Annotated in this window: 3 protein-coding genes; all 3 read right to left on the minus strand. The window is 43.0% G+C overall.

Features of this window, described 5'->3' with window-relative positions:
* Window positions 1–495: 495 nt before the first annotated feature.
* Window positions 496–1,878: a hypothetical protein gene (locus DW826_RS16855; protein WP_002595441.1), complete on the minus strand. Its 1,383-nt coding sequence runs from the start codon at window positions 1,876–1,878 to the stop codon at window positions 496–498.
* Between the two features lie 381 nt (window positions 1,879–2,259).
* The gene (locus DW826_RS16860; protein WP_002595445.1) at window positions 2,260–2,814 is read right to left on the minus strand and encodes a hypothetical protein; all 555 of its coding nucleotides are present in this window, start codon (window positions 2,812–2,814) and stop codon (window positions 2,260–2,262) included.
* Window positions 2,815–2,948: 134 nt separating this feature from the next.
* Window positions 2,949–3,359, minus strand: a 411-nt coding sequence (locus DW826_RS16865) for a hypothetical protein (RefSeq protein WP_242994137.1), incomplete at its 5' end; no start/stop codon positions are given.

Here is a 3,359-nt window from a genome sequence, read left to right on the forward strand (position 1 = left end):
GCCGGAACAGACAATGAAGCACAAGGGGAAGTGACGGAACGGACGGACAGCCGTTTCCCCCTCCGGCATGATAGCCAACAAAAAAGAGTATCAAGGGTAAACGCTGCGGTCTTTCGACCGCCCTTGACACTCTTTTCCTTATGGCTCTGATAATAAACAAGGGGAAATGGCTTCTTGTGGCATTTCTGCCACTATGGTATAATGGGCAACGCTACCACCCCTATACAGGTACAGAAAGGGGGTGTGCCACCATGAGTATATTTTCGTCTTTCTTACTCTCTGTCTTGGCAAGTGTAGTCGCCTACTACATCTGCAAATGGCTGGACGGAGATAAATAGGCGGTAGCCAGCCTAAGGCATAAGCCACCTTGCCACAACGGAATAGAAAAGCCCCGGAGGTCGCAACTCCGGGGCTTTTTGCGTGCCACAATGAGCACTTTCGTCTTTCTTGCCTACTGGCATTATAGCATATGCCTTTCAGCATTTCAAGTATGCCCTACTTCCACCACTTATAAACCGTATGCTTTGCAAGTCCTGTCTCTCGGATGCAGTCCGCTTTTGTTCCCAGAGGGTTGCTTTCTCTCCATTCTTCGACAATCTTCGCCTTGTCTGGTCTCCCTTGTAGAGCTTTGCCCCTGTCCTCATTCATTGTTTCAAGGGTAAAACGTGCGATTTTTAAGTGCGTGGCTTGCTTTCTGCCGTTCCTCTTATTTGGCGGTATGACAACTTTCGTCTGCTTCTCTATCCATTCTCGGCTTGCCATAGTCGAAAGTAGCTTGTTATCAGCTTTGAGGGCTTTCAATGCGTCCTTTACATCTTCCCTTGTAAAATGGTTGTCCTCATCATCTGTAAGGCTCTCCAGATGCTCCAAAAATGAATAGGCATCTTGCCTTATTCGTCTTTCAGATATGCCACATTTCAAGCCATACGCACACAATGCCATGATTGAGAAGTACCTACCGCCTACCTTTACTTCGGTAAAAATCTTGTTCTTCCACCACTCATAAAGGGCTTCATTACACACCCATGTGCCTTTTTTCTTCGGTCTGCCCTCTACAACTCGCTCTTGATACCACTCTGGGTACAGCTTCTTTGCTTCGTCCAGTGACAGCTTACTCTTTTCTTTCTTCGGCTTCTCTGTAAGTACCGATAAATCAACCTTACAGTTCGGTATGCTGTCCTTTATATCTTCCAGAGTATAGCGGTTATCCGACATCTTATAGGCTTTCACTGGGAAGTCTGCCCCCAGCTTGCTCTGGCTCCCAACACACCTAAAGCCTTGATAGATACCTGTTATATCTGGGCTGTCTGGTCTGATACTGCTCGTATCGTTCCATAGTCTGCGGATAAATGCTTCTTTCAGCTCCGCAAGGGTATCTTCCAGATTATGATACAACTGTACTGGCTCTTTCAAAAAGTAATAGGCATGGACACCCTTTCCAGAACTCACAAGGTAGGTCGGTCGGAGCTGTACTCCGTTCCCGAATTGCTTCAAGAGGTTCTTCAACTGCTGTTTTCCGACATAATCAATATCTATTGCAACCGCATACAGTTCATGTGCGTTCTGCTTCGTGTGTGTCTTGCCATAGAACGTGATAGGCGGTATCAGTCCGAACTCGTCCCCTATGACCTTATCAAGCATATTCAGACTATCATCTATAACCCACTGCTTCGTTCTTCCCTTTCCAGATGGTCTTATCTGGGTTGCAATCACATTTCCTTTTCCGTCATGCTCTGCACTCTGTAAGCTCCCCTCTGGGAACAAGTCACGATAGAACTCATGGGGGCTGACCTCTGGAAAACCTCTCTCCAACATCAGCTCCTCTTTATCCCTATATACCTTTCTCCACTCATACATTGTTTTTGTATTTCTACGCATATTTTTCTCCTACTTAGATATATTATATAATATACTGCCCTTACTCCGCCTGACCGCTAATCTTATCAATAGATTTTTGCACCTTTTTCTCTCAAGTATAAGGGAGTGCCTTTTTGGTGTCAATATCTACACCTCACTCCCTCTCGCCTTCACCGCTTATCTTATCAATGAAGTATTTTACCTTTTTCCATCAAGTATAAGGGAGTGCCTTTTTGGTGTCAATATCTACACCTCACTCCCTCTCGCCCTTATCGCTTATCTTATCAATGAATTTATTGCACCTTTTTGACCTCTAAAAAAAGGGAGTGAATTAAGAATATCTCATCCTCACTTCACTCCCTCTTATTTTCATCACTACTCTTACCAATATTTCAGTATTTTCTACTTAGCATCACGAAGAGTTCCTTTCCATACTGCGTATTCGTCACCTTTCTCATCAGTTGCGGTTAATATTGCTTCACAATATGGATTTGATGGTGGATTCGGAGTCGTATATACATAGCTTCGAGAATTAGTTCCTGTATACCCATTATGATCTTCTTCATTTGTATGCCAACTATTTACTCCTTCAGCTCTTGTTACAAGTTTACTGGATTTTAATTTTAATGGATTAGACGTCATAGATGCCTTAACTGTGTACTGCGGTCTTCCAGATGAATCTAAACCATCATAAAAATACTCCATACTTCCTAAAATTCTATTTTCAATATCTAAAGCTGTAGCAGGAATAGGTTCTCGAGAAGAAATTGTGTTTTTTCCATCACACGCAAAATATACTTTATCCAGCAAAACAGATTCTCCATTAGTTGAACGAGTCACCGATTCTACCGCCTCGGTTTCAGCAGGAGCTGTATCTGCTGCAAAACTAACCATATTCATAGCCATCATCATTATTGCTGCCAAAGCTAACGCTACAGATCTGCGAATATTTCTCATTAATTTTCCTCCTATGTCAATGTATTTTTATAGCATCTAAAGCAACAAGTACATTGGCATCCCCTCCTTTTTGTTTTACTATACTATATTTTCAACAAAAAAACATTAATTATATATAACATTTTTATAAAACTTTACTTGACAAATAAATAATATAACACTATCAAAAACGTCCCAATATTACAGACCATACCGCCCCAAAACAGGTATATCTTCAAGCCCTCATATCTGAAAAAGCTGTTTTTGCTTTCCTCCAGCTCCCGGACTTTCTGCTTCATTACGCTTGTAAGCGTATCAGACTGCTTTTCAAGAGCTTTTGTTGCCTTCTGTACCGCCTCTATATTCGCCTGTAACGCCTTTTTTACCTCTTGGACGGTACTTTCTCTGACCTCATCTCTCAGGCTCCCAATTCCGGCTGATATGGCGTTCTGAAGTAGTTCGTTGCTGTTCTCTAACTGCTCGACTTGCTTCTTCAGCTCGCTGATGAGCTGCCTGCTCAGCTCGGCGTCTCTCTGCCTGTTCTGCTCTGCCCTTGCTTGTCCTTG

Origin of the sequence: Clostridium sp. AM34-11AC (assembly GCF_003435375.1) — a bacterium.
Classification (GTDB): Bacteria; Bacillota; Clostridia; order Lachnospirales; family Lachnospiraceae; genus Pilosibacter; species Pilosibacter fragilis.

Bases quoted from the DNA above. Each gene is read 5' to 3' on its own strand.
- DW826_RS16860 (WP_002595445.1), bottom strand. From the start codon at position 2,814: ATGAGAAATATTCGCAGATCTGTAGCGTTAGCTTTGGCAGCAATAATG.
- DW826_RS16855 (WP_002595441.1), bottom strand. From the start codon at position 1,878: ATGCGTAGAAATACAAAAACAATGTATGAGTGGAGAAAGGTATATAGG.